Raw genomic sequence first — 23,179 nt, forward strand, 5'->3', positions numbered from 1 at the left:
TTTTTTGATCCCTCTTAACGAGTAGTATAAACAAAACTCCATAATAGCTTAAAATTCTATTGTTTCAAAATAAAAGAAATCTTTTAATCCTTTGCCCATGTGTTATCTGAGGGAAGGAAAAAAAGATTTAGCTGAAGCGTTTTGAAGTTTTTCTTGATTTTTATTTAATGGAAAGATTGTGGAGTTCTTCAAGGGCATGATTTAAGTCGCTTTCTGTATTGCTTCCATAATTATGCCGACAAAAATACATGCACCGAAGCGTAACAACTTGTCTCATCAGATCCCTTACTTTGAGAAGTTTTTGATGCCAATTTTTTAGGCTTTCTTTTGTTATGGGAGCGTTGAAATCAAGGGTAGAGTTATCTTTTAATTGGAATCGTCCAGCTCCATTGATTTCTTCAGTGTCTAATGTCGATGGAGGATGAAAAAGGGGCTTATAATGAAGCCCATCATCTACAAGATGTGCACGCCATGAAACGAATACTTCGGCTGAGTTTTTCTTTCTTTTCGTTTCTATGTTTAAAATAGTTAATTTTTCGCCCGCTTCCGGGAATAGATCTTTATAAAGAAAATCTGACACTTTTTGTTTAATCGCTTCCATATTATAAGCAGTACTCTGGGGATTTGTGACATTTCCACAAATGAACAAAAAAGGGAAAATCAAAAAGATTAAACTTTTATTCACTCAATAATATAGCCAGAAAAATCGATTAAATCTAGTATTCGAATAAACTATCCACTGGTGGCTTATATCAGAACTTATAAACCAAAGTGGCTTGAATCCAAAAAGGCATTCCGGCTACAATATCTTCATAATTAAATGTTCTTGTTCCGTTTGCTCCCATGCCAAAAGCAAGCCAATAGGGTTCGTTAGTAAAGTTATAAAAATAAAGCCTAGCTTCCCATCTCTGAGCGGTATAAAAAAGGGTGGAATTGAGGATGAACTGCGTAGGGATGTGGGTTGTATAGTTGTATCCTAAATACTGTTCGCTCATGAGAAGCGCTCCCATGGTTATTCCAATACCGCTATCGTGTCTATAGGTGATAAGGCCGCTGAAAATTTGATCTGGAAAGCCTAAAAAATTGTAAATACCTGCTGGATACATCTGGTTGTTATTCAAGGGGAGATTAGACTGCAGGGCCAAAGCTGTCGAATAAGTTTGATACATGGGAGGTCCATGCCCCACAGAGGTCCAGTCTTCTGTACCATGCATATAGGCATAACCGAGCTTTGCCCAGAAATGGCGGTTAGGTTGGTAATTTATACTGGCCTCAAAACCGTTGACGGTGGATGGGGTGGCTGGTCCAGTCCTATTGTTAAGATAGGTGAACTGGGAAAAGCTATCCACGGCAGCAAACAGGGAATGATTGAGGAGATCAAATTTAAAACCACCTTCATAAAGCTCGTTGAGCAAGTGGAACTGTGAGGGACCGAAAAAAGGGGAAAACCCTCCCATGTCTGCGGCATTTACGACATATCCCCAGTTAAAATCGAAATAAGCACTTAACCATGGAAAAATTTTGTATACTGTTCCCACATCCACAAGAGGAGTAAGTTGAGTAGTTGAAAGCTGTTGAAAGAGGATAGGGGGGGTTCCAGGGGGAGTTTGTGCAGAAATAAAATAACCTGTTGCCCGGGCTCCTAGAATGAGAGAAAGCTTATCGGTTATATTTATATTATCCAGCAAGAAAGGAGAAACGGCTCCATAATGGCAGTCTGTGCTTCCAGCCGCCAAATTGGCTGGCTCAAAATAGTATCCAGCTGGAGCCCCCGGAATAGGCCATTCACCCCCAAAAGGAGCTTTGGGATTACCAATCCGTGCTTGAAAATATTTTGATAGTTCCGCATTCCAGAGCAATGGATTTTGGTTGATAAGACTATAACTATTAAGCACGATAAAAGAGTCGGAATTGTAATCGAGATTTTTTTGATAATGCATTTCTATTCCTGTATCTAGGGCATGGGAAAAAAGGAGATGGCCTATAACAGGATAGCTCTTTTCTCCATTCTCTTGAGGAAGGCTGTAAATGTTAAGTCGGCATTCAGTCCGGTTGTCAATTTCATAATCACCTCGGCAAGATTCGTCGTAAAAAAGGGGATGGAGGATCCATTGATCGTTGTGATACCAAAAAAAGGTATTGTTTATGATTTGGAAGTCTTCATTGATGGAAAGCCTTTGTATGACTTGAGTAAGCCCGGTTGTTCCATAGCCTCCATCGGTTGGGTTGAGTAGGACATTTCTGCGGCTAATCCCTACGGGAGTACCTAGGTAAGAAGAGGCTGGAGGGTTGTTGACTATCCCAGTGTTGGCAAGGGTAGGGGAGAGCGCTCCAGGGAAATAAAGACCGTTATCAATTAATTGTTGAGTGGGTCTATTGATCATTCCCCACATTGGGGTAAAATCGTAGGTTCCTAAATCCGCATAGAGGTCTATAGAATAAGAGTCTTGAGGATGATAACCCAGAGCTAAATAAAAATTTTGCTGATCATTTCTTTGATATTGGTAATAACTGCCGTTTTCTTGTCCCATGTAGCTAAACCGGTAAGCCAATTTCTTATCTTTGTCGATAGGCCCCCCAATGTCTGCTCCCCACATGTATTCTTGATACATTCCAATTGTATCCCACACGTAACCTCGAAAATTGTCGAAGTAGGGCTGCTTGGTGATATAATTGATGTAACCTCCAGAAACTTGTGTCGCTCCAAAGACTGCATTAGAAGGTCCCTCAACAATATCCATGGATTCAACCATGTTGTAGTTCCATGGGATATTTTGTTCGGAGTTGTTGTTCAAAGTTTCTTCAATCCCATTAATTAGGGTTAGCCCGTTACGTCCACGGATGGTGGGGGCACTGGCAATACCGTAGTTTATTTGAGTAAGAGCGGCAGGGACAATGAAAGCTGTAGAAAGCGGATCTAGATATCCAAACTGCCCTATGCCAGCTGACTGTGCCAATCCATGGGAAATCGGTGTCACATTTCGAGGAATATCGATGACATCCAGGGGTATGGCATAGACCGAGGTATTGGAATGGGCGGTAGGCAAGATATTTTCATTGGGTCCTACCGCTGTTACAGTAATTTCTGGAAGGGAATTGGTCTGTTTATTCTTTGTTTTTTTATCACTTCCAACGGTCGAATCTGTTGTGTCCGCTGAATCTGGACTATTTGTAGCCGCACTTGGATTCAGGGGCAAAGAAGAGGTATTATCCGGATATCCTTGGTTTGAGGGCCAAAAGCAGAGGCTTAAAAAAATGATAACAGCTCTTTGCGGGGCAAGAAAAAGAGAAAAAAGATCTTTGATCTTCAAATGCGTAAAGATAAATAAAATTTTCATTACAATAGACTTTTTAAAATATGTAATTTATAAAAGACACATGTTTTTTAAATAATACACAAGCTAATTTTATGCCAGGATTTAATCGATTTGCATGCAGTAGCTAAAAAAACTGCAATGACGAACTGAAAAGAAAATGATCGGCTTTGAGTTTTGACAAACCCATAAGATTTTGACAAACTATGCCTATAGGATAGTTCTGGGGAATTTCCTCTTAGCGGGTGTAGTTCAATGGTAGAACACGGGCTTCCCAAGCCTGAAGCGAGGGTTCGATTCCCTTCACCCGCTCTTTTTTTTCTTTTTTGTCATTGTTGTTCAACACAGATGGCTATATTTTTAGTGAATGAAAGAGATGTATGGGTAGATTTGTAATTAAAAGACTTTTTTTGTTCTTTATTCTACAATTGTTTTTTGTGTTTTGTTTGTCTCTTCAACAAGGAATTTCTGCTCCTTCATCTAAAAGTTCACCTCTTGTTCCCCAGGATCTTTTTTTGGATATCTATGTGACTATTCAAGAGGGAGATAGAAGTTTAGAAAAGCATGATTATAGGGAAGCTTCTTCTAAGTATAAAGAAGCTGAGAGTAAACTCCTTGAATTGAAGAAAAGTAACCCAAAATGGGAACCAAGGCTAGTGGATTACCGCTTGAAATATGTACAAGATAAAGAGCAAGAAATACAAAAGAGGTTGGCAGGCCTGCCGGTTAGCGAGACGCAACCCTCTATAGCGGAGGAGTCGGCTGAAAATAAGGCTTTAGAAAACAGGCTTAAGGAAATTGAAGATAAGTTAGCTAGTTTAGAAAAAGAGAGATCCCAGTCTTCAACGAACCCTGAAACGAACAAGCAGGCAATGGAACTTCAAAATCTTTTTCAAACCCTTCAAAAAGAACTTGTTCAAGCTAAGGCGGCCAGAAAAAAGCAACTTGAAGCTCAGCAAGAAAGGATCAATGAGTTAACCGCTTCGGTGAGTTCTTTACAAAAAGAGCTGGCCCAAGCTAAGTCACAAAATAGGGACAAGTCAGAAGTGCTCGGCCTGCAGAAAAGACTCAATGAGTTGGAAGAAGAATTAAGAAGGGCAAATGCGATGAAAACAAATGCCAAGCTGGCTGAAAGTGAAGTGGCCAAAATGAGGGATCTTACCCAAAAAGTGCAATCCCTTGAGCTTGCTCTTCAGCATATGAAGGATGAACAACTCCAGATTATACAAAAAAACCTGGAACAAAGTACAAAAGCCAAACAAGTAGTCCTTCTTGAAGAGCGAGTTCAACAGTTGGAAACAGAACTTGCTCAAGCTAAGCAGGAGCAGTATCGGATGGCCCAACTTAATCCCTCCCTAGTGGATTACCAACAGCTTAATATTTTAAAAGAACATATGCAGAAGATTGAGCAGCAGATGGAAAAGCTTTCCAAGAAGAGTGAGATTCAGAGCCTTCAAACAAGGACCACGGAAAATGCGACAGAGATGGAAGCGTTGAAAAGCAGGGTCAACAAACTTGAAGAAGAACTTGCTCGGAGTAAAAAAAGAGAGGAGCAACTCTTGGGATCTGTTACGAGTCAAAACGTTGCCCTTCAGAAAAGGGTTATAGAGTTAGAACAGCAATTAGCCAAAGAAAAAGAAAAGATGTTGGCAAGGAATCAACCCCTGGGGTTAAATCATCAATCCTCATCTTCCCTAGCTCTCCCTAGTACGGAAAGTAGATCAGAGCAGCTCCAGGAAGTTTCTCCTCCTTTGGAACAAAAAGAAGTGAAGGAAAATCCAAAAGAACAACCTGGACAGCTAAAAAGCGGCTCTCAAATCTCTTCTTCACAAACCCATCCTAAAAAGAGAAGAACTCATCGAAGTCGTTCTGCCGAAGAGGAACTTGTTCATTCATGGAGAAAAGTCAGAAGGGAATTCATTTCTCTTTTTAGGTGATGCAGCTTTTAGTTCGTCTGTTCTTTCTTGGTTTAATGTACCTTTTGCTATACGAGTTTGTTTACCCTTTAGAGAAGAAAGGGGCTGGCATTAAAAATTGTTGTCAAGATCCTTTACCCGAAGGCCATTGGCATAGGGATATACCCGCTACTGTCTTCTGGATAGGAACTGACATCACCCAGTGGAGCCCAAAAGGCATTTTTAGAAGTGCTTGGGATGAGCATTGGATTAGAAACTATGGAGGAGAAGATAGTCCTAAAGCAAGGGCCGGTTTACTTCCAGGAACGCATGCGGCTACTCTCAATCCCTTTTATGTAGCTCTTCCCTTTAATGACCTTGCTTATCCACGGATAGCTAAAAGGTGGATTCCTTGGTATGATGGGGGCTTTTCCTATGGCAAATCTCAGTGCAAAGGACATTGGGTGGAGATCAAAAATCGATGGGGTAGAGTGGTCTATGCTCAATGGATGGATGTTGGTCCCTATGTTGCGGACGATTACTGTTATGTTTTTGGATCCTGTAGACCCAAATCGAAGTCTGGGATTGATGTTTCTCCTGCGGTTAAAGAATACTTGGGTCTTGATGGGTTTGATAGAGTAAGCTGGCGATTCGTTTCAGAAAAAGACGTGCCTCAAGGTCCATGGATAAAATATCTTGAAGAGGCGATCCTTTATTCGGTAATTAAAAGAAAAGAGTTAGAAGAAGGCCGATCCCGGAAAAAGAAATAAAACCTAGAGACTATACAATCCTCAAAAATTTGTTCAATCAAGGTGAAGCTTTTTTTCAGACAAACAGGGAGAGCTAAAAACAGTGTATTTTTATTTCATGGTTTGTATGGCAGTAGTTTTAATTGGGCTTCAATTGCTAGTCATCTTAGCCAGTTGTATCAGGTCTTTGCTTTTGACTTAAGAAACCATGGGCTGTCTCCAACGGCAACTTTTATGGATTATCAACTTATGGCCGAAGATATCCTGCAAACAGTTGGTCATCTTGATATTTTCCCCGTCCATGTTGTGGGTCATTCAGTTGGTGGTAAATTGGCAATGGTGTTGGCTCTGGTTTTTCAAAGCCGGATAAAAAGCATAGTTATCGAGGATATCGCTCCAGTTGATTATGGACAGGCAGGATTGGAGTTGCATTTGAAAATACTTAAGGCATTGAAGCAGCTACCTATAGAGAATATAAAAACTCGGAAAGAGGCTGAACGATTGCTCTTTAAAGAAATCGACGATTTGTCGATTGTGCAGTTCCTCCTTACAAACCTTATTTATGAAAAGGCTAAATATGCATGGAGGATAAAATGGGAGGGAATCGAAAATTCGATTGAAAAATTAAATTCTTTTCCTGAAATAAATAGCTCGTTCAATGGAGAAAGCCTTTTTGTTTTTGGTGAAAAATCCTCTTATTTTCATCCTTCATTTATCCCTAAAATAAAGTTTTATTTTCCCAAAGCTTCTTGTGTTAGGCTTCAAGGAACTGGACATTGGGTTCATTATGAAAAACCCAAAGAGTTTTGCGACCTTTTATGCCTTTTTTTTGAAAAGGTGCAAAATACTCTATTCACTTGACAGATCATGTCGCTTGGTTCTATTTAAAGGTTTTGTCTTTTTATGGTTATATGAGATATCACTTTTATCGAGGCAGCAGAGCGAGTTGTATTAATAAGGTAGTGAGAAGGATTTGCTGCGATCCAGAGCGTGATTAAAACAGCATATATTCAATGCAAGAGCTTAAAAAGATTATAATCTTCTCTATTCCCTTTTTAAAAAGACGCATGCCCTTGATATTCTCTGGATTGATTGCGGGTTTCTTGTTTGGAGCCTTTAATGGAGCCTATCTTTTTATCCTTAAGGCGGCTATCGATAATTTTTCTTCACCGCCACCGCAGGCCACAGCGTCTTCGGTTAGTCCTTCAAAAAAATATTTTTACCAACAGGCTATGGATGAACTGGGAAGATGGCTTCCCAAAGCTAAAGAACCTCTTGATTGGAAAAGGATTTGTGGGGGTATTTTCATTTTGCCCTTAATCGCTCTGGTACGAGGTGCATTAAGGCTACTTAATTCTTATTTTATGACACTTGCAGCGGCAAAAATTGTTGCCGATCTCCAGACAGCCATATTGTCCAAGTTACACTCTCTTTCCATCGATTTTTTCCATAAATCAACCACGGGTGATCTAGCGATTCGTATTTTGAATGACACTAAAGCCTTTTACGATTCGGTGAGTGTCCTTTTTACAGATGTAGCAAAAGATCCGATTACCATAGCGGCCATTCTTTTTTCCTGTGCGCTTATCGATTGGAGGCTAACCATTCTTGCTATTCTTCTTGTTCCTGGATGTATCATTCCAGCTGTAAGTTTGGCAAAAAAGGCTAGAGAAGCATCGATGGGAATCATATCCTCTTCAGTGGCACAGAGTAATTTGCTCTTTGAATCCTTGTCTGGTATTCATGTCATTAAAGCCTTTTGTCTTGAAAAGAAAAATATTGAGACCTTTAGGCACCAGGCCAACGAATTAGCCAAGCATGCGGCAAAGATGTCCATAGCGGGCTCCATGGTCAGCCCAATCATAGATATTGTAGCTAGCCTAGCTCTGTCATTATTAATCCTCTGTGTGATATGGCAAAATATTAGCATCGCCAATATGGCGGCGATAGCTAACGGAGCGATTCTCTTTTTTGCACCAATCAAAAGGTTAGCCGATGCCAATGTGAAAATCCAGGAAGGGGCTTTAAGTGCAAGGCGGCTTACGGATTTACTCGATACCCAATCGACAGTCACTGAAAGACCTGGAGCAAAACCGATTAAAACATTCAAAAAGCAGATTGAATTTTCGAACGTCTCTTTTAGTTATGGAAATGAGCTGGTCATCAAAAATCTTTCTTTTGTTATTCCGAAAGGGAAAAAAGTAGGGATAGCCGGTAGAAGCGGAGCGGGAAAAACGACACTGACAAGCCTGCTTTTCCGGTTTTATGATCCGGTTTCTGGTGCCATTTTGATCGATGGAGAAGATCTAAGAGATCTTAAGATAGCAGACCTGAGAAATCTGTTTTCCCTTGTGAGTCAAGATGTTGTTATTTTTAATCGCTCTATTGCCGAAAACATTGCTGTAGGAAGATCGGGAGCTACGCGCCAAGAAATTGAACAAGCAGCCAAGTTGGCAGGAGCAGCTGAATTTATCGAAAAATTGCCTCAAGGATACGATACCTTCATTGGTGAAAGAGGGGTTAAGCTTTCTGGAGGACAAAGACAGCGGTTATCTATAGCCAGGGCATTTATTCGGAATAGCCCTGTGATTATCCTTGATGAGGCCACATCGAGCCTCGACTCTCACAGTGAATCCATTGTGCAACAAGCGATTTATGAGTTGGAAAAAGGTAAAACCGTACTCATTATTGCCCACCGGCTTTCCACGCTCGCCGATTGCGATGAAATTCTTGTTATCGATCGAGGTCAAATTGTCCAGAGAGGGACCTTTGGAGAATTGATCACCCAAGAAGGGTTGTTTAAATCTATGGCTATTCATCAAGGCATTGTGAACAACTCGGTTGAGGGAATCCCATCTTGAATATTTTTTGTGAAGTTGTCGGTGCCACTCAATGAAAATTTTATTTTGGGCATTTTTTTCCCCTTAATGAAAATATTCCCAGCTTTTGAGAATCGGTTTTTAAGGTTTGTGAAAAGTAGCCATTTAATTCAAAAAACAGGGGCTACTTACTGGGTAGAAAAAGAAAAGATTTTTTTCCGGTCTTTTCGTTGGTGTAACGCTTCAAGGACGCGTGTTTTTCTTTTTTTTATTTTTGGATTTCTTTTTCAACCGGCGTTTGCTTGGGATTTGCAAAAGACAGTTAATCAAGCGGCAACGATCATCCGGAGGTTTAAGCAGATGCCAGAAAAATCCATTCCTCAATCTGTTTTTAGGGATGCTAAGGGTTTTGCTATTTTGACGGTGATTAAGGCTGGATTTATTTTTAGTGGCAGAGGAGGAACAGGATTAGTTGTAGCAAGAACCTCCAAAGGATGGTCTGGCCCTTCAGCCATATCGGTTGGAGGAGTCGGTTTTGGATTTCAAATTGGAGTAAATGCAACAGAGTTTATTCTTGTACTTAATACCCCTGAAGCGGTGGAAGCCTTTGCTAAAGGAGGAAATTTTAATATTGGAGGAAGCATTAGTGCAACCGCAGGTCCTATTGGTAGAACGGCTGAAGCGGGTGTAATGCCAATGGCTGCCATTTATACTTATAGCCAAAGCCAAGGCATTTTTGGAGGAATATCTATAGAGGGTACAGCGATTGTCGAGGCTCCCGATACAAATAGAGAATATTATAATAGGGAAGTCAGTCCTTCGGAGATCCTCTCTGGAAACATTAAACCTCCTCCGGGTGCAAAAATACTCATTAATGCTTTAGAAGCACCCTATAAACAGGAAGAAGAGATTGACGAAAAGTAGAAAAAATATATAAAGAACAACATCGGCTCTTGTTCTTTAGAGGCCTGATTAGAGATAAAAACAAGAATGGGAGAACATCAGCTGGAATGACTTGAGGGAATGGCAGAAGAAAGTTAACCGCAAGCCTGCCCTGAACCAAAATACAAAGACTCTGTGGCCAGATCCTGTTTCTGCCAGTGGGAAACCATACGCAAAGCAATAAATTTACCCATGGCTGAATAACTTTGGAGGCATAGTTTTAGGAACAGCTGCGGATTGCCTAAGGGTTTTTTTTAAGAGACGTAATGATTTTCCCTAGGAACGAAAACTATTTTTTAATTAGGGTATATTTTTTAGGCTTAAAGAATTTTGCAATTGTTTTTTCTTTGGAATTTCTGTTTATTAGTCTAGATATTAAAATTTTTTTCATTTTAACCTATTATATTCATCGAAAGGAGAAAGATGGAGATATTTATGTTTCCTATATCAAGAGCAGAGTGTAAAAACAATCAATCTTTTCAACCTCAAGAAAGAAAAAAAGGGGTGAGAACTCATTTTATTTTTATGTCTATTAAAAAGTTAGCTGTATTTATTTTTCTTTTAGCAAGTTTTCCTCTCCTCTGTTTTGGGCATGGGGGTAGTGATAATGGGGGAATGGAATGTGGAATACTTTCCCAGGGAGGTTATGCCATACATCTTGATGTTTATGTTTATGGTCGGATGGGACAATTTAAGACCTACTGTCAAAATATCCCCAATACGGGGAAAATGACCATGGTCTTTGACCTGATAACCCCGGATTTAAAGAGTATCCCTCTGGATGTCAAGGTCATAGATCTTGCGACGGGCAAATCGATCTTGGAAGTTCCGCCCAAGCTCTATTCTACGGGCGTGGCTTCGATCGATGTCAATTTTGAAAAGACAGGCAAGTATATGACTAATATTACCTTGGTTAAAGGAGATGGCTCTAATCCAATGGTTTTCAAGTTCCCGATTAATGTGGGACTTTCGAGTTTCTTGACGAGTCCAACGGCCATCATTGTCATGGTTCTTGGAGGAGTAGTTGTTGGCTTGGGTATTTTTGTTTTCCTTTCCAGAAAGAAAAAGGTCACCCCATCACCTATTGCTTCAAGTAAAGCTTGAAAAACCTGAAATATGTTATATCATGATATTAACAATAAGCCGATATGAATGGTTTTTTTAGATTCATTAATTTACAAACCGCAAAGGGTAAAACTAAGCTTTCTTATCTTTTGGGCTTTCTTTTGCTTTTTCTTGTGGGGGCTTTGTTTTTATGGTTCAAAGGTGCTAAGCCTAAGTATGATTTTTCTGTTGATCCCGATCAATACCCTATGGTTAAAGAAACCGAGACGGTTTATTTAAAAAATGGGGATAATTATGCGATAACTGCTCAGAAACTTCAGGCCAAGATAGGCAATGCACAGATTAAAATGCTTGGCTACAATGGATCTGTTCCCGGTCCCTTTATTTGGGTTCATCAGGGGGATGAAATTACCCTTGAATTTAAAAATTTAACCGGATTGCCTTCTACTATCCATCACCATGGAGTTAGAGTGGATAATCGCTATGATGGGGTGCCTGAGGTCACTCAGCCTGTAGTTCCAAGCGGTAAGAGCTTTACGTATAAACTGAAGTTTGATGACCCAGGAGTTTATTGGTATCACCCTCATTATAGGGATGACTATGCTCAGGAACTTGGGCTGTATGGGAATTATATTGTTATTCCAAAAGATCCTAATTATTGGGCTCCTGTAAATAGAGAAATTCCTCTTATATTGACGGATATTCTCATCAAAGATGGGAAGCTTCCCGAATACTATCAAGATTATTCAAATTTTGTTTTCATGGGAAGGTATGGGAATACGTTTCTCATCAATGGCCAGCAAAAACCCACTATAGATATACAAAAGGGCGAAGTCGTTCGATTCTACTTGACCAATACATCGAGTGTAAGGCCTTTTCGTGTCTTTGTTCCCGGCATAAAGATGAAGCTAGTGGGAGGAGATAATGGCCGGGTTGAAAAAGAACAATACGTTGATACTTTGACAATCGCTCCGTCGGAAAGACAAATTGTGGAGATGTATTTTCCTGTTGCAGGTGATTACAAATTGACTCATCATGCCGTTGATCCTCTTGTCGGTGCCCGGACTTATGAATTGGCTACATTTCATGTTGGGGACAAAGCGGTAAGTGTTTCTTATGAAAAAGAATTTCAACAATTAAGGGAGAATAAAGAAGTTATTGATGAAATTGAACCTTTGGTTTCCAAGTATAAATCAGCAAGGCCGGATCGGACGATCCGTCTCTCGGTAGCGGTCTCTAAAAAAGAGGCTTCCCGTTTTTCGGAACCCGGCAGTTCTACACCTACTCAATCTTCAGCTTTTCCAGGTCTAATAACCATACTTGCAAAAACAGGAGCTAAAGTGGAATGGGAAGATCACATGTATCTGCAGAATAAAATGTCAACTTCCAAAGAAATTACCTGGCAGATTACTGACCTAGGGACCATGAAAACCAATGGGGCGATCATGGATTGGAATTATAAGCGGGGTAGCTACATAAAGGTGCGGATTATCAATGATATTCATTCGCTCCATCCTATGCAGCATCCGATGCATTTCCATGGAAATAGGTTTCTGGTCCTTGCGGTTAATGATGTTGAAGAGACCAACCATGTTTGGAAAGATACTTTTATGGTGGGCGCAGGAGATGTCGTGGATATCCTTTTAGAATTATCCAACCCTGGAAAATGGATGTCTCATTGCCATATCCTTGAACATCTTCACAGTGGAATGATGTTCATGTATTCTGTGGATTAAAAAAAAGCACAGAATTTTAATCTTAATTAGGAATTTAACTATGAAAAGTAGGTCCCTTTTAAAGTCGGCTTTCCTTTTGATTTTCCTATCGGGGATAGCTTTATTTAGCCCGTCTTTACATGCTCAGCATGAAAAACATAAAGGAATGGAAAGCGACAAGCAATCCGTCGAAGAAAAGGATGAGCATGAAGGCCATAAAATGGGAGGAATGGAACATGGGATGATGGGACATGGGATGGGTGGTCATGGAATGATGGGAGGCGCTAAGGGATCTTGCTGTGGAGAAGCTGATAATTTCGATCAGATTCTAAAAGAAGTGGAGGAAGCCAAAAATCCTAAGGCTACAGCAAGAAAATTAAGAATGAAAGCGGATCTGATGAAAGCCATTGCCGACGTCTATGAAAAATATGCAAAAGAGCTTGAATCTTCTCATCCCTGAGTTTTAATAGAGATCAGTCGGTGTTATTGTATCCTAGAATAGAAAATTATGAAAAAATTCTCCCAATACCTTACTCTTATTGTTTTTCTAGGCGTGGTTTTCCCTTTATTTGCTGAAGGTTCAACTCCTGTATTGGATTCTGTACTCCAAGAATATTTTAAAATTGGCAAGCTCCTTTCAGATGATTCTCTTAAAGGACTATCTCAAATAGCAACAACTATGGGAGATATTGTTCAGAAAAATACCCCCTCTTATTTTCCAGAGTCTTTGCCTGGAAAAATAAAATTGCTTGCTCAAGCCAAAGATCTTGATTCAGCAAGACTCGCCTTCAAGGATATTAGTGACATTTTAATAGAGCTTTTAAGATCCAAAAAGATTAAAACGGGTAAGTATTTTGTTCTGACTTGCCCAATGGCCCAGAGCAGTTGGATTCAGCCAGATAAGGAGGTTAGAAATCCCTATTATGGGTCGGCGATGCTTCTTTGTGGAGATGTAACTGAAGAATTTTAGCGGCTACCAAGATTCTCTTTTTTCTTTTGGGCTGTTGTTTGAGTAAAGATCTCAGGTGTGGTTTGTGCCATTTCAAAACGAACCACGGTCAGCGTTAGAGAAAGCCGATCGTAGGGATTCAGTCGTATTTGAGGAGGAATAGAAAAGGGATGAAGGCTGCTAAAAAGGTAGTGAATTTTATCTTTTTTAGAAACGAAAACCAGTATGAGCGCTTCATCGGTTTTTTGGGTCTTTTCAGCAAAGAGAAGGTAGCTCCTGTCAAGGGAATCGGTTTTGCCGACAAAAGCATGAATAGCATCCCGATGAAACTTTTTTTCAATTATTTTTCTCTGGTCTGCAGTCAAAGAATCAAGGACAGATTTTAACCCATTGGTAGGATCAGGAAGCTCTTCGGTAAATTCAATAGGAGAGGAAGTGGTTTGCGAGTTTTTGTCCGTTTTTTTCCCATAAATATGGGTATTTGCATGGCTTTTGGGGTATTGATTTTCTTGAGGAGATTGAGAATTGTATTGAATGGGGTTAAGAGGAGACTGGGTTTGGGCATTGGATTGTGAAGGTAGAGGATAATCGGATTGAGTCTCAAGGTTGCCATCCTGTGCAGAGAGGTTATGCTCTGAGAATGCAGAAAGACAAAAAACTACCAAAAAGAGAAAAAAGAAAATAAATGGGTTTTTCTTTCGTCTCATTTTTGGATCCATTTTCCGTTATATTCCTGAATATACTCTCCAGGATAACTCATTTCTTGCCATTTTTTTGCATATTCTTTTTCGATCTCCTCAAGGGGCTTCCCCTGGATTTTAGCCTGGGTCATGTAGAGTTTTGTCCTATCTTCATTTTCCTCTGAAACAACTTTTTTAGCCCAATTTCTATAATTTTCTTCTTTAGGAGGGTTGATGATTTCAAGATATCCATCTCGGTTTTCTCCAATCACTCGAGCATTTTTTAAACTTTGAACTTCCCCTGAGCGCAACCTCCGTCGGTCAGCTACCTGAGGATCGAGTGTGATACGATTGGGAGATTCTTTTTCGGTAACCACCACTCCCATATTTACATTAATTTTGACAGGCTCGGGGGTTGTGAGTTTTACGGTTGGACTACAACTATAGAGGAAGAGAGAAAGAATAAGAATTCTTTCTTTTGAGAAGCAATTTAACAATAAAGTAATTCTAAGGTTGGAAAAAAATTGTTTTTTCACTCGTATTATAAAAATTTCGGCCGATAGGAGGGCCTAATTTCGGGTCTTGAATCCAATGAATGGAGAAATTCCTCTTACCTTGAGGTCCATATAATCCTAAAAGAAGATCACTCTTAGGATAACTATAGTTTAATTTAATAAAGCCGTTTTTAAATGAATAATTACGGAAAGAATCGGCGAGCAGAGCAAAAAGCTGGCTAGCAGTTTTATTCCAGGAAGGGGGGATATTTTTCGTCAGAAATGCCATGTCTTTTATGTCCATATATCCAGGAGATGAAAGAAGGAAAAAGCCTTCTAGGTTTTCAAGATAAGATCCGGTTGCTTTCATTCTTAATCTTCCATCTATATTTCCTCTGAATACAATATCTTTTTTGCCCATACAAAGCTTTTCTATTAAAGAGTCCATTTTAGATCCACTAACAGTTAACCAACCCTCCCAAGGAAATCCTCTTTCGAACTCCACTTGAAATCCTCCATGGGTATATCCATCGAAAAGAGAGAATCCATAAAATCCATGGATAGCTTCTTTTTGAAAGGTGATCGATAACCAACCATCTGTTGCGCTAAAACCTTTCCAATTTATTTCTTTTAGCCTTACAGAGTGGACAAGGTTATTAGCTGTTTGACTTTCTGGGGGTAAATTAAAGGCGATTTCTCCTCCTGCTACATCCATAGAAAGGCCAAGCTGGGGATAGTCCACTCTTCCAGGAACAACCCGAATCAGGTTTTTCAAGCTCACTTCTTTCCAATTATTCAAAGGAAAATCATGAGCGGTCGTTTCAAAAATGAAGGGAAGTTCAAAACTAGGCTCTCCAAAGGCAGTAATGGTCAATTTTCCGTATCTCAACTGCAGATTTTTTATATACCACTCCTCCAAGATATTTTCGGTTTTGCCTTTTGCTTTTATCTGGCGTTGCAATTCACGAAATTGATCAACATACCAGAATAGATCAGGGCCTATGAAAAGAGTGGGATGAACGATTGTGATCTCTTCGACTCTATGGTGCACGAGGCCTGACCAGGAAAATTTTACTTTTATGGACTCTATCTCTAGGATCTTGCTCAAAGGATCGTAAGGGGAAAGTAAAACGATATTTCCTCCCGTAGCTTGCTCAAGGATTTCATTATGCCTAGCTATGTCGAGTAAAGGGACATTGGAAAGAATAAGGGGAGTTTCTTTATAGCCAAGAAGAAGGGGAATGGGGGGCAGCTGAGGATGAAGTCGATCAATATTTAAAATGGCTTTTCTGAGTTCAAGTATACGGACAACAGGATTAAACTTGAATGTCCATAGGATAAAATGAAATTCAACAGGACTAGGGGGAGCAATGTTTTCTTGGGTCCCGATTTTATCTTCCAAGAACTTTATCCATTCACTAGTCCAAATTTCAGGGGAATCAACGACTATTTTTTTGATAACTTGTTTAGTTCCCAGCTCCATCCAGTCCCATTCAATTTCCGCTCCCTTGATTTTGGCTATCTCGCCAAACTCTATCGTCTTGAGTTTTAAGCTGTGCGGGGATATCCACTGGGCTTCCTCGAATTGAAGTGGGACATGGTAATGGTGAGCGATGCCTAGCAGGAAAGTTTTGGGATTATGATATATAATGTAAGCAACCGAAAGGATTAAACAGATAGCAAGAGAACTAAAGAGCAGAATATTAAATATGAGATCAAGAAAAAATCTTTGGTTACGGGCTGGGTGATCTTTTTTTTCTTTTTTTGAATTATTTTTTTCCCCAAACAACATATGTTAAAAATTCTTTTTCTTCTTTTTGGCTTATCATTTTATGCTATATAAGAAAAGAAAAAGAAAAGGCGAAGATTTTTCCTTTTTTCATTAATTCTAAGACTTGCACATCGAAATCGATTAAGATAAAAGGAAAAAGAAACTTCGAAAAGAGGAGTACTTCAGTGAATTTAGCTCATTTAGAGAAGGAAGAGACACAAAAGAGTACCGATGAGTCTTCAAAAGTTACAATTCTTGATCAATACAGTGAATTTAAAGGTTCCGTAGGATTTAGTGGGCAGTTGCAGTTAAATGGGAAACTTGAAGGTGATATCCATTCCGAAGATGGGGTTTTACTTATTGGCCCTCAGGCCATAGTGAAAGCAGAAATAAAAGCCAAGACGATTATTGTTAGAGGGCAAGTCGAAGGTAATCTTTTTGCTCAAGAAAGATTAGAACTCCTTAATACTTCTAGGGTTTTTGGTGACATTAAGACCTCTTCCCTTTTAATTGAACCGGGGGCAATTTTTGTTGGCCGCTCTGAAAGTCTGCTTCTTGATCGGATTGAAAAACCTAATTTTAGTTCCTTTTTCAAGATTCTTTCTTCGCCTAAAACAGAACCTCCTCCAAAAAAGGTTCCCGCTCCCCAGGATTCTTCTTCCCCAAAACCTTCTACTTCTAATAAACCACCGGAGCCTAAATCGGTTTCATCTGACATTCGTCAGGTTTCGGGCAGATAGACCTGTGGGATATGGTTAGAGACTCTTAAATGGTTTTCTAAATATTAGCTAAATCTCCCTTTATCCCTATATTAATATTTAATGTAAGTCGATATGAGTTCCAAATTAACCAATCTTGATTTTTCTGGCTGATCAGGCTGAAGGGAAGGGATGAGAAGAAAAATAATTTTAAAAAAGTAAAAAAGATAAGAAACTATGGGATTAAAGTTAGGCATTGTTGGAGCAACAGGAGCTGTTGGTATTGAAGCTATAAAACTGTTGGAAAAAAGCAGAATAGAAATTTCTGAACTTCGCTTGTTTGCTTCGTCAAGATCGGTAGGGAAAAAAATTTCTTTTCTAGGGGAAGAGCTCGCAGTGCAGGAACTTTCCAGTAATGCTTTGAGGAATCTTGATTTTGTATTTTTTAGTGCTGGAAGTTCTATTTCGGCTATTTTTGCCCCTAAGGCAAAGGAAAATGGAGCGGTTGTTATTGATAATTCTTCTTTCTTTAGAATGAAACCGGAAGTTCCCTTGGTTGTTCCTGAAGTCAATGGGGAAGATCTTAAGAATCATCAAGGGATTATTGCTAATCCCAATTGTACGACTGCTTTGCTTTCCGTTGCTCTATGGCCGATTCATAAAATAGCAACCGTGGAAAGAGTCATTGTATCCACCTATCAAGCAGTAAGCGGGGCGGGTGCTAAAGCCCTGTTAGAACTGGATACGCAAGTTAGGCATTATGTCCAGGGGAAACCGATTGTCCCAGAGGTATTCCCTGAGCAGATCGCTTTTAATGTTTTTTCACATAACAGTCCTATTGCTGAAAATGGGTATAATGGAGAGGAGAATAAGGTCATCCAGGAACTAAAGAAAATCTTTCATTGCCCTGGATTAAATGTGTGTGCGACCTGTATTCGAGTTCCAGTATTTAGAGCTCATTGCGAATCTGTTGTGGTGGAAACAGCTCGGAAAATTACTGCTGAAGAGACAAGAAGGATTTTGGCCTCTTCCCCTGGAGTGGAGGTTATCGATGATCCACAGAATGGGTTGTTCCCCACACCTATTAAAGCTTCGGGGAAAAAGGAAGTATTGGTAGGAAGGATTAGAGAAGATTTATCTCATCCTCGATCGATATCATTCTTTTTAAGTGGAGACCAGCTTCTTAAGGGTGCAGCCTGGAATGCCCTTCAAATTCTTCAGTGCCTGATTAACTGATACCCTCAAACGCTTTAAAGCGAGTAAGCTTCTTGCTGACTAGCCTGAAGACCCTATTAAGGGACATGCTCAAAGAAGAGCTCATAAAGTTATGCTGAGGTGATTGTTGGCCATTTATGACTATGTTTTTTTAGATTCTCTGCCAAACCATGCAAAGACTTCGGATCCAAGTTGAAGCTCCAATTCCTCTAAGGGGATGAGAATTTAACGGCCATTTTTTATTAAATCGCTACTTATTCTTTCAAATCCAGGTTTTGGTTCGTAAGGGTATAGGGTATCGATTTTTTTTGGGTAGAGTTCTTTCTTTTGCATATATTTTCAAAATGAAAGTAAAATTACGCATTGAAGGAATGACCTGTAATAATTGTGTGAGGCATGTGAGAAATGCCTTGAGTCGAGTGCCCAGAGTTATATCTGCTCATGTCGATTTAGAAAAATCACAAGCCGTAGTGACAGCCGAGGAAGGTTGCCAACCTTCCCAGCTTATTGGTGCCGTTGAAGAAGCAGGCTACGGGGCAAAATTGATTGAAGGAGAAGATGAAGATAGTGCCTCAAAACGTTGGACACGCTCCCTGGTACTAGGCATTATACTTACGACGGCTCTTTATCTTAGCCAATTCTTGATTCGATCCCCACCCCTGTGGCTGGGTAATATTCTTTTTGCTCTTTCAATTCCTTCTTCATGGATGACCCTTCTTTATTCCCAGTGGAACTTTTTTTTTGGATTATACCTTTTCCTTTTAGCTCTTCCTGTTCAACTTGTCAGCGGCTATTCGTTTTATTTAGGGGCGTATAGGCAGATCCGCAGTGGCCGACTAGATATGGATACCCTTGTTTCACTTGGAAGTTCATCAGCTTTTCTACTTAGCACTTTTGGACTTTTTTTCCCTGGTATTATAGAGCATTATTATTACGACGAAGCTGCAGCGATTATAACCTTGGTGAGTGCGGGTCATTGGCTGGAGGCAAGAGTATCGCGAAGGGCCAATAGGACGTTGAAAAAGCTATTGGAGTTGGCTCCAGCTTACGCCACTGTCCTTGAAGATAATGGTATCGAAAAAAAAGTTCCCGTTTCAGAGCTTGTTATTGGGCAAAGGGTCGTATTGAAACCAGGAGAGAGAATTCCAGTTGATGGAGAAGTCATAGAAGGTCAAGGACTGGTGGATGAAAGCATGCTTACAGGAGAGAGTAGGCCAATAGAGAAATTTCCTGCTGAAAAGGTGTTTGCAGGTACTCTTAATCTTAATTCCCGTATCGTGATGCGTGTCAGTGCAGCGGGAGAAAAAACTGTCCTTGCGCATATCGCGGAGGTCGTTTTAAAAGCCCAAGAAAGCCGGGCAAGCATCCAGAATTTTGTCGATAAACTAAGCAGTGTATTTGTTATTTTTGTCATTGGCATAGCTATTGCAACGGCTTTGGGATGGGGATTCTCGACCAAGTGGGAAACAGCTCTAATAAGGGCTGCATCAGTTCTTGTTGTTGCTTGCCCTTGTGCCATGGGCCTGGCTACGCCAGCAGCCATAATGGTAGCCTCAAACCGACTCGCTTCATTGGGGATATTGATCCGAGACGGCTCTGCTCTTGAAAAGTGTGGAAAAATAAGGGAAGTGATTTTTGACAAGACAGGTACATTGACCCAACCGAAGTTAACCGTAGGCGATCCTGAGTATTTTTTAAAGGATCCACTTCTTGCTAACAGCTTGGCTTATTCTCTTGCAAAATCAAGTTTGCATCCCGTAAGTCGTGCGGTAATCGAAAAATTTGAAAATTATCCTTTGCTTAGCTTAGAACATTGGCAAGAAAAACCAGGAGCGGGCATACAGGCTCTTTATCAAGACCATGTAGTGAGATTGGGTTCTTTGTCATGGTTAAAAAGCTTGGGGATAAATATCGATGAGTTGAAATTGCAATCTTTGAGTGGAATTGGCTTGGCCATGGATGACAGCCTTGTTGCTTACTATCCAGTAAGTGCACCTCTTAAACCCGCCGCCAAGAAAGTCATCGAAAGGCTTTCAGCCAATGGATATATTGTCTATATCCTTTCTGGGGACAAAAAGGAAATTGCTCTTGAGTTAGGTGCTCAAATAGGAATTAACTCCGAAAACATAATCGCTGAAGTTCGACCTGAAGAAAAAGCCAAGGTAGTAAGGAGCTTACAACAGCAAGGCAAATCCGTTGCTTTTATTGGAGATGGGATCAACGATGGTCCAGCCCTCGCCCAGGCAGATCTTGGAATTGCTGTTCTCAATGCGAGCGACATTGCTAAAGAGTCTGCAGATATTGTGCTACTGAATGCCGATATTGAAATTATTCCTCTTTTGCTGGAGATTAGCGACAAGACCCTAAAAACGATAAAAGAAAATCTTTTTTGGGCTTTTTTTTATAATACCCTAGCCATTCCTCTTGCTGTAATGGGAAAACTCTCTCCTTCTGTATGTGCCGCAGCGATGGGATTATCCGATCTTTTTGTTATTGGCAATGCCCTCAGGCTTTATAAAAGATAATCCATTCTCTCTAAAATAGCATTTTTATGCAGCTAGACATTTTTCTTTTTTATTCACTCAATGGGTATCACTCTCCTTTTTTAGATTGGCTCATGCCTTTTATATCTGATTTGGGCAATTTTAGCTTATCCTTGTGGATCTTGGGTTTGTTGTTGTTTATTTTTGGAAAATTTAGAGGACGGCTTTTTGTTGTTTTAGCCCTTATTTCCGTTATTGTCGGAGACCGATTGATTATCGACACGATCAAGCAACTGGTGCATAGGCCAAGACCATTCCAAGTTCTTCCTCATGTTAGAGTGGTGGAAAAACAAGATAAAATCTACTATTCTAATCCTCCATTAACAAAAGGGTCACTCAAGGGAAGGTCCTTTCCGTCAGGCCATGCAGCTAATAACACCGCCGCAGCGGTTATGCTGACCGCTGTGTATGGATTGTCTGCTTTATGGATCTGGCTTTGGGTCTTGTTAGTTAGCTATTCGAGGATTTACATGGGAGTTCATTACCCATCAGATATTTTGGCAGGCTGGCTCATTTCATTAGTTTATTCTTATGCTTTTCTTTATTTTATTTGTTGGTTTTGGGAAAAATATGGACCGAAACTCTTTCCTCGTCTTCATCGTAGCTATCCAACTTTACCCTTGCACCTACCCAGGATAAATAAAAACTTAAAGCTTTCTTCATAGCAATCTGTTCCATGGAAAAATGAGCAAGAATCGAGATAAAGAAAAGATAGGGAATGATTCGTAGGGAATGGTTTACTGTTCTAGCAGGACAAAGGAAAGCATTTGTTTGATCACTTTTGACTAGGAAGTAGAGCTGTAGTGCTTGCTTTCTGCTCTCTTCCTTAGATCTCTAATAGTGCACACGATCTTTGAAGGAAAATGGCTAATTCAGCAAGTTTGCGAAAGCTGGCTAAGGCGGTTCAAATGGATAGCAAACCATGGTGTGGAAGCATCTGGTTGGAGACTAACCTATTGCATGGAGGATTTCTCCGGCCTTGAAAGGCAAATCGATTAAAGGCATACAGATAGGTTATCGAGTCAAGCCCAAACAGGCTTATGAGCCTATTATTGTTTTTTCTTTGCGCGGGGTGGATAACGACTAAATTTTAAAAGATGCCTATTCTTAAAGCTTCGCACGTTATATGTAGACCCGATTTGATCCTGACTCCAGGCTGTGTACGCATCGAGGGAAACAAGATCATCGAGGTTTCAAGATCATTAGAAGTCAATCCAAAAGAAAAAGTCTTGGATCTGGGCAGTGCGATTATTTCCCCTGGACTGATCAATGCGCATTGTCATCTCGAATATACACTTTTTGACGGCAGATTGAATTCTTTCCAGGGGTCGTTTGTGGAATGGATAAAGGGGATTGTCCAGTTAAAAAAAACTTTTTCGGCTAGGGACTATCTCAATTCTTTTAAAACGGGTATGAAGTTAGCTTTGGAGTCGGCTACAACCTGTTTATTTGATGTCCTATCCATGCCCGAAATTCTCCTTTTTAATTTTCATGTTCCGCTGCGCATTTTTAGCTTTCTTGAACTTATTGATATAAGCAAACCAATATGGACTGATGAGAGGTTAGCGGGTTTTCTTCTTTTTTTTCAGGGTCGTTCTCCATTTACCCCCTTAGGCCTTTCTCCCCATTCTCCTTATACTGCAAGTGAGGATTTGTATTCGCTGACAAGAGCATGGTGTACAAAAGAAAAGGGTTTTGTGATGACTCATGTGGCGGAGTCTTTTGAAGAATACCAGATGTTTAAAGAGAAAAAAGGGATGCTTTTTGAATTTATATCCCAATTGAACCCCCAATTTCTGAATTTTACCGCATCAAGTCCACTCCGCTATCTGGCAGAAAAAGATCTTATAGGTCCCAATTCATTGCTCATCCATTTGAATTACCTGGATCAGTCGGATTACAAACTGCTTGAAGAAAACACTTGGAGTGTCGTTTATTGCCCAAAGTCTCACGCTTTTTTTGGGCATGATCCTTTCCCTCTGGCCGATCTGTTGACTAGGAAAATCAATGTTCTATTAGGTACAGACAGTCTTGCCTCTAATGATTCTTTGGACATGAGAAAAGAGATCTGGGTTGCCCATCGTTCTAATCCTTCTGTTTCGATTGTTGAATGGTGGAAGATGCTTACCCTTAATCCTGCAAAGGCGATAGGGATGGAAGGTAAGCTGGGAGAGATTAAGGCTGGAGCTTATGCCGATTTGGTCATCACCCTTATCGATTCAGCCTCTTTAAATCATCCCTTGGAATTTCTTCTCTTTGAGGACAAAAAACCTTTTATGATTATGGTTGATGGCAATATCGTGCATTGTTCAGAAACCCTTTGAAAGGAA

19 protein-coding genes and 1 tRNA gene are annotated in these 23,179 nt (G+C 40.1%); 15 read left to right on the forward strand and 5 right to left on the reverse strand.

Annotated elements, in window-relative coordinates; all coding sequences use genetic code 11:
• Positions 1-160: 160 nt before the first annotated feature.
• Positions 161-601, reverse strand: a complete 441-nt coding sequence (locus tag IT6_RS10020; RefSeq protein WP_242524223.1) for a hypothetical protein — start codon at positions 599-601, stop codon at positions 161-163.
• A gap of 151 nt (positions 602-752) precedes the next feature.
• Positions 753-3,338: a TonB-dependent receptor gene (locus IT6_RS10025; protein ID WP_206826534.1), complete on the reverse strand. Its 2,586-nt coding sequence runs from the start codon at positions 3,336-3,338 to the stop codon at positions 753-755.
• Positions 3,339-3,555: 217 nt separating this feature from the next.
• On the opposite strand from IT6_RS10025, the gene IT6_RS10030 reads away from it, so the two are divergent.
• The 10 genes from IT6_RS10030 (at position 3,556) to IT6_RS10075 (ending at position 13,469) form a co-directional block, all read left to right on the forward strand.
• Positions 3,556-3,626: transfer RNA gene (locus tag IT6_RS10030), tRNA-Gly, on the forward strand.
• 68 nt (positions 3,627-3,694) lie between these two features.
• Positions 3,695-5,251, forward strand: a complete 1,557-nt coding sequence (locus tag IT6_RS10035; protein WP_206826536.1) for a coiled-coil domain-containing protein — start codon at positions 3,695-3,697, stop codon at positions 5,249-5,251.
• A complete protein-coding gene (locus tag IT6_RS10040) occupies positions 5,251-5,979 on the forward strand; it encodes a hypothetical protein (RefSeq protein WP_242524224.1) in 729 nt (242 codons plus the stop codon). Before IT6_RS10035 ends, IT6_RS10040 begins: the two co-directional genes overlap by 1 nt.
• Before the next feature lie 42 nt (positions 5,980-6,021).
• Entirely contained in the window at positions 6,022-6,819 is a 798-nt protein-coding gene (locus tag IT6_RS10045) for an alpha/beta fold hydrolase (RefSeq protein WP_134438950.1), read from the forward strand.
• A gap of 152 nt (positions 6,820-6,971) precedes the next feature.
• Positions 6,972-8,819: an ABC transporter ATP-binding protein gene (locus IT6_RS10050; protein ID WP_206826538.1), complete on the forward strand. Its 1,848-nt coding sequence runs from the start codon at positions 6,972-6,974 to the stop codon at positions 8,817-8,819.
• 108 nt (positions 8,820-8,927) lie between these two features.
• Positions 8,928-9,701 carry a YSC84-related protein gene (locus IT6_RS10055; protein WP_242524225.1) on the forward strand — a complete coding sequence of 258 codons (774 nt, stop codon included), beginning with the start codon at positions 8,928-8,930 and terminating at the stop codon, positions 9,699-9,701.
• A gap of 543 nt (positions 9,702-10,244) precedes the next feature.
• Positions 10,245-10,823: a hypothetical protein gene (locus IT6_RS10060; RefSeq protein WP_206826539.1), complete on the forward strand. Its 579-nt coding sequence runs from the start codon at positions 10,245-10,247 to the stop codon at positions 10,821-10,823.
• Between the two features lie 44 nt (positions 10,824-10,867).
• Entirely contained in the window at positions 10,868-12,520 is a 1,653-nt protein-coding gene (locus tag IT6_RS10065; protein ID WP_242524226.1) for a multicopper oxidase family protein, read from the forward strand.
• 40 nt (positions 12,521-12,560) lie between these two features.
• A complete protein-coding gene (locus IT6_RS10070) occupies positions 12,561-12,959 on the forward strand; it encodes a hypothetical protein (RefSeq protein WP_206826541.1) in 399 nt (132 codons plus the stop codon).
• A 48-nt stretch (positions 12,960-13,007) separates the two neighbouring features.
• Positions 13,008-13,469, forward strand: a complete 462-nt coding sequence (locus IT6_RS10075; protein WP_166792766.1) for a DUF3347 domain-containing protein — start codon at positions 13,008-13,010, stop codon at positions 13,467-13,469.
• Here IT6_RS10075 and IT6_RS10080 read toward each other — a convergent pair.
• The 3 genes from IT6_RS10080 to IT6_RS10090 are packed head-to-tail and all read right to left on the reverse strand — an operon-like array spanning position 13,466 to position 16,414.
• Complete coding sequence (locus IT6_RS10080) at positions 13,466-14,155, reverse strand: hypothetical protein (RefSeq protein WP_134438954.1); 690 nt, start codon at positions 14,153-14,155, stop codon at positions 13,466-13,468. The two genes, IT6_RS10075 and IT6_RS10080, sit on opposite strands and share 4 nt — an antisense overlap.
• Positions 14,152-14,664, reverse strand: a complete 513-nt coding sequence (locus IT6_RS10085; protein WP_134438955.1) for a YdbL family protein — start codon at positions 14,662-14,664, stop codon at positions 14,152-14,154. The genes IT6_RS10080 and IT6_RS10085 overlap by 4 nt, the downstream gene beginning before the upstream one ends.
• A complete protein-coding gene (locus tag IT6_RS10090; RefSeq protein WP_242524227.1) occupies positions 14,636-16,414 on the reverse strand; it encodes a hypothetical protein in 1,779 nt (592 codons plus the stop codon). The genes IT6_RS10085 and IT6_RS10090 overlap by 29 nt, the downstream gene beginning before the upstream one ends.
• A 164-nt stretch (positions 16,415-16,578) precedes the next feature.
• On the opposite strand from IT6_RS10090, the gene IT6_RS10095 reads away from it, so the two are divergent.
• The 5 genes from IT6_RS10095 (at position 16,579) to IT6_RS10115 (ending at position 23,173) form a co-directional block, all read left to right on the forward strand.
• The gene (locus IT6_RS10095; protein WP_134438956.1) at positions 16,579-17,133 is read left to right on the forward strand and encodes a bactofilin family protein; all 555 of its coding nucleotides are present in this window, start codon (positions 16,579-16,581) and stop codon (positions 17,131-17,133) included.
• A 195-nt stretch (positions 17,134-17,328) separates the two neighbouring features.
• Positions 17,329-18,327, forward strand: coding sequence for an aspartate-semialdehyde dehydrogenase (locus IT6_RS10100; protein WP_134438957.1), 999 nt, complete (start codon positions 17,329-17,331; stop codon positions 18,325-18,327).
• A gap of 323 nt (positions 18,328-18,650) precedes the next feature.
• Positions 18,651-20,831: a heavy metal translocating P-type ATPase gene (locus tag IT6_RS10105; RefSeq protein ID WP_134440181.1), complete on the forward strand. Its 2,181-nt coding sequence runs from the start codon at positions 18,651-18,653 to the stop codon at positions 20,829-20,831.
• A 26-nt stretch (positions 20,832-20,857) separates the two neighbouring features.
• On the forward strand, positions 20,858-21,514 hold the full coding sequence (locus IT6_RS10110; RefSeq protein ID WP_134440182.1) for a phosphatase PAP2 family protein: 657 nt from the start codon (positions 20,858-20,860) through the stop codon (positions 21,512-21,514).
• 432 nt (positions 21,515-21,946) lie between these two features.
• Entirely contained in the window at positions 21,947-23,173 is a 1,227-nt protein-coding gene (locus IT6_RS10115; RefSeq protein WP_206826547.1) for an amidohydrolase family protein, read from the forward strand.
• Positions 23,174-23,179: the final 6 nt, after the last annotated feature.

Origin of the sequence: Methylacidiphilum caldifontis (assembly GCF_017310505.1) — a bacterium.
Classification (GTDB): Bacteria; Verrucomicrobiota; Verrucomicrobiia; order Methylacidiphilales; family Methylacidiphilaceae; genus Methylacidiphilum; species Methylacidiphilum caldifontis.